The sequence below is a fragment of the Sphingobium cyanobacteriorum genome, from assembly GCF_030580935.1.
Lineage (GTDB): Bacteria > Pseudomonadota > Alphaproteobacteria > Sphingomonadales > Sphingomonadaceae > Sphingobium > Sphingobium cyanobacteriorum.
In genome coordinates this window covers 1-3665 of the sequence record NZ_JAUQOM010000051.1, presented here as the reverse complement: position 1 = coordinate 3665, position 3665 = coordinate 1, and the positions used below count along the sequence as shown (strand labels likewise).

The following is a 3665-nucleotide window of genomic DNA, read 5'->3' as shown; positions in this document are numbered from 1 at the left end:
TACCAGCGCACCGCCCACAGGATCACATCACCCTGGAAATGGCGCCACTTGAAATCCGTCATCGTTCCGTCCGTCCAATCTCCGCCAAGCATGCTCAAGCTTCACGATTTTTGCAACAGAGCCTCGTTTAACCCAGCAGGATACGGGTGTTCAGGCGCAAGGGCATAGTCCATGTTGAATGCGACCACACCTGCGGCGCTGGCTAGCCGGGAGACAAGGTGACGGTGGCTCAGCGCAGAGCCGAAGGCATGACCACCGCCATGGTGGTAGAGCAGCGCTTTGCCCATATCCGCGCCAGCCGGGACAATGCGCTCGCCCCGAACGGTTCCGGTGTCGATCGGTTCGATCGTGCAGTTTTCTGCCGGAGGCACAGCCCCGTGTTCGGCGTCGAAGGCCGCGCGCTGCTGTTCGATAGTCGGCGGCGGGGCTGCGGCGAGGGCGGTCATCTGTTCGACCCACCGACGCTTGAATGCTGCAATCTCGGTTTCAGACATTTTTGTATCCCTCAGAAGAAGGCAGCCAAGTTCAACGACCATGATGGCGCCGGGGCGACACCCGGAGAAACGGTGCCCGAGTGGGCCATGGGGCCCGATTCAAGGCACCCGCTTCACTGCTCTGATCTCACGCGATTTGAAGACTGCCGGATGGTGCAGTCAGCGCGACGTGACTTTCAGAAGGCAGCCTTGACCTCGACTCCGTACTGGCGCGGCGCCCCCCAGCTGACGAAGCGCGCACCGAAGCTGTCGGACGAACTCATCTGAGCGATGTACGCCTTGTTTGTCAGGTTGTTGCCATAGGCCCGCACGCGAAGACGCTGCCCCGGGCTATCCCAGATCACCGCCGCATTGAGCAGGCCATAGGGTTGCTGCACATCCAGAGGGCCGTTGAATTCGCGGAAGTACAGCCTGCTACGCTGGCTAACATCGACGCGGAAGGTGAATGCGCCAAGGTCGCCCGGTGTGGTACGATAGCTCACCCCGAAATTGCTGGAGAATTGCGGCGATCGGTTGAGCCGCTTGCCGTCCAGCACCTGGGTGCCCTTATCGGGGGCCAGGCCGTCAATATTGGAGAAATGCGTGTATTTGGCGTCGAGTGCCGAAAGATTGGCGTCGAGCGTCCAGTGATTGTCCGGCCGCCATGCGGTCTCGACCTCCACGCCTTTCACCTTTGCTGCAGCGGCATTCTTGATGAAACGTGCAAGGCCGATCACCTGGCTGATCTGGAGATCGGTATAATCGTACTGGAAGGCAGAGATGTTCAGCGTCAAGGTGCGGTCCAGCAGCCGCAGTTTCAATCCGCCTTCATATGAAGTGAGCTTTTCCGGATTGAACGGGTTGTCGCAGGCATAAAGGTTGAAGCCGCCTGCCTTGAACCCCTTGGAATAGGTCGCATAGATGCTGGCGTCGTCGGTTACTTCGTAACGCGCACCAAATCTGGGCGTCGTCGAAGTGAACTTCGCGTCGTTGGTGCGCAGCGGGCAGGTGAATATCGGTGCACTGGGCCCGAACGTGATATTGTTCTGCTGGGTCTGGTGCTGCGTTTCCTCCGAATAGCGCACGCCCGCGATCAGGCTCAGCCGCTCGGATGGATGCAGCGTCACGTCGGCGAATACAGCCTTGACTTCGGTCTTGTAGCTTGGGACGCGGAACAGCAGCTGGCTGCCGGGGGGCAGGCCATTGTCTGGCAACAGCGTGACTGCAAAACCCTCCTTGAGCGCATGGTCGAGCGTGTGGTCCAGCTTGTCATTCAGGTAAAATGCGCCGGTCACAGCATCGACCAGCTGGCTCGAATAGGAAACGTTGAATTCCTGCGAGAAGCTTCTGGAGATATAATCGCGCCGGACAGGGAACATCGAAATGTCGATGCCGTCGTCATCGGCCAGCGACCGATCGCTGAGGTGCGAATAGCCGGTGATCGACTTGAGGCTGACGTGGCCAAGATTAAGCGTGGCGATTGCCGACAAAGCGCCATAACGGCGGCGCGTGTTGACCGGATCGTTTGCCGATGTCCGCCAAGGTGCGAAAGAATAGGTCGCGCTTGCCAGCGCCGGATTGAGATAAAGCGCCAGCGGTGTGGGGAGATTATGCAGCGTGAAATACTGCGACGGTCCGTCGCTGTTGAGGAATTCCCCTTTCAATTCGATCTTGAAATCTTCGGTTGGCATCAGGTCGATCCGGCCGCGCCCGGAGATTGTTTCCGCCTTGTCCAGATCCTGACCGCCAGGCACGATGTTCTTGACGAAGCCATCGCCCCGTTTGTTCCAGTCCACCACCGCCCGCGCGCGAACCTTGTCCGTGATGGGCACATTGATCATGCCCTGCAGGCGAGCTTCATTGTAGTTGCCATAGCTGGCCAGCGCGTAACCTTCGAACTGGCCGGTCGGGGCTCGGGTGATGAAGTTGACCACGCCGCCGTTGGCATTGCGGCCATAGAGCGTTCCCTGGGGGCCGCGTAATACCTCGACCCGCTCGATATCGATCTGAAGCATGTCACCCATCGACGGACGGGCCTGGTAGACACCATCGACATGGATCGCGACACCAGGTGCGCCTTCATTCAGGCCGACCCCACGGATGGTCACTGCAGTCTGGCCAAGTAGGTTTCCGATCTGCGTGCTGGGAACGATGAACTGGAGATTGCTCGCCGACGTGACGCCGCGCTGCTCGATCGTATCGGCAGAGATGGCCGTGATCGCCGCAGCCACATCCTGCACGCTTTGCTGACGCTTCTGAGCAGTGACAATGATTTCCGCCGGACTGGCGGTGTCGTCGCTGACGGACTGAGCGGCGACCGGCGAAGTGATCGCGAAAGTTGCGACCGATATGAGCAAGGCGCTGCAATTCTTCTGCATGGGAACTCCCTCTCCAAACCCCATGACGCGCTGTGTGCTCACAATCGCGAGGTCAAAATTTGACAAATGGGATTACAGATAAAATCTAGAGTCACATTGGAGTCAAGCCTGAATTTGACATTTGGGTATAATAGCGCCTGTTGACGTAAATGGGACGGCTGTGGTGAAAGGGCGTGTGATCGAACCCGGGAAAAAAAGCCGCTCTGCTCGCGGTTCAAGGCGGATGCGTGTGCTCGAGGTGGCGGCGCGTACCCTCAATCGCATAGGCGTTTCCTCGGTTTCGCTGCCCGCGATTGCCAAAGAACTCGGGGTGTCGCGCGCTGCGCTCTACTATTATTTCGACGACCAGGAGGATCTGGTCTTCCAGAGCTATCGCCGGACCTGCGAAATTCTCGAGCAACATCTGGTGGATGCCGAGGATGCAGGCGGGGATAGCATCGCGATCCTCGCCTCTTTCCTTGATCGGGCTCTGGCGACCAATGGTCCGGAAATTGCTGCGCTCAACGACGTGGCTTATCTTGGTGAGGAGCGCCGGGCGTCGATCCTGCAGCAAGTCGGTCAAGTCAGGGCGAGATTGACCGACATTCTGGACGACGGGGTGCGGCGCGGACACCTGAGGCCCTGCTCGAACACGATCGTCGCCGGGGCAATTCTTGGTCTTGTGTTCTGGCGTCCGACAGCGCGGATTTGGCGGCTCTGTTGCAAAGATTGGCGGCAGTCAGAGGTAGGCTGTCGCTCTGCGCCGATCAGGCGGCTGCTGCGAAATGGTGGTTGAGCATGCCCATGGCCTCCGTCAGCGCCGAGGGCCCAATGC

Annotated in this window: 3 protein-coding genes; 1 reads left to right on the top strand and 2 read right to left on the bottom strand. The window is 59.3% G+C overall.

What is annotated here, in order from left to right; all coding sequences use genetic code 11:
- Positions 1–101: 101 nt before the first annotated feature.
- Together Q4610_RS21460 and Q4610_RS21455 are read right to left on the bottom strand one after the other, a co-directional pair.
- Complete coding sequence (locus Q4610_RS21460; protein WP_304537807.1) at positions 102–494, bottom strand: alpha/beta hydrolase; 393 nt, start codon at positions 492–494, stop codon at positions 102–104.
- Positions 495–670: 176 nt separating this feature from the next.
- Positions 671–2851 carry a TonB-dependent receptor gene (locus Q4610_RS21455; RefSeq protein ID WP_304537806.1) on the bottom strand — a complete coding sequence of 727 codons (2181 nt, stop codon included), beginning with the start codon at positions 2849–2851 and terminating at the stop codon, positions 671–673.
- A 229-nt stretch (positions 2852–3080) separates the two neighbouring features.
- Between Q4610_RS21455 and Q4610_RS21450 the strand changes: the two genes are divergently transcribed.
- Positions 3081–3626: a TetR/AcrR family transcriptional regulator gene (locus Q4610_RS21450; RefSeq protein ID WP_304537805.1), complete on the top strand. Its 546-nt coding sequence runs from the start codon at positions 3081–3083 to the stop codon at positions 3624–3626.
- Positions 3627–3665 lie beyond the last annotated feature (39 nt).

What these genes read in the sequence shown, in the direction of transcription:
- Q4610_RS21460 (WP_304537807.1), bottom strand. Translation starts at nt 494, where the DNA reads ATGTCTGAAACCGAGATTGCAGCATTCAAGCGTCGGTGGGTCGAACAG.
- Q4610_RS21455 (WP_304537806.1), bottom strand. Translation starts at nt 2,851, where the DNA reads ATGCAGAAGAATTGCAGCGCCTTGCTCATATCGGTCGCAACTTTCGCG.